1 protein-coding gene is annotated in these 273 nt (G+C 65.2%); it reads right to left on the reverse strand.

Annotated features, from left to right (window positions below):
* A partial coding sequence (locus ABG80_RS02065; RefSeq protein WP_152987416.1) for a hypothetical protein occupies positions 1-256 on the reverse strand: 256 nt, incomplete at its 3' end.
* Between the last annotated feature and the right edge of the window lie 17 nt (positions 257-273).

Below are 273 nucleotides of genomic sequence, written 5' to 3' on the forward strand. Positions count from 1 at the left end.
CCTTGCCCCCCTCATAGGCGAGGCTCACCGACGCGCCAGGAGCCCACGCACGCACCGGCACGGACACCTGCTCACCCACTCGGCCCTCGAAAGGCTTGGTGTCCGGAACTGTGAGGGTGAAGAGTTGAACGAGGCCGCGGTTATCGAGGCCCTCGATCTGGAGAACCGGGCGGGTGGGGATCACCTCGCCGGTCTTCTTGTTGACGCCACCACCCAGGGTGGTGACTGCTCGAATGGTGCCGGTCAGCGTGAGCATCACAGGCTCCCTTGATC

This window comes from Aquabacterium parvum (assembly GCF_001447195.1).
In the GTDB taxonomy this organism is placed as follows: Bacteria; Pseudomonadota; Gammaproteobacteria; order Burkholderiales; family Burkholderiaceae_C; genus Aquabacterium; species Aquabacterium parvum.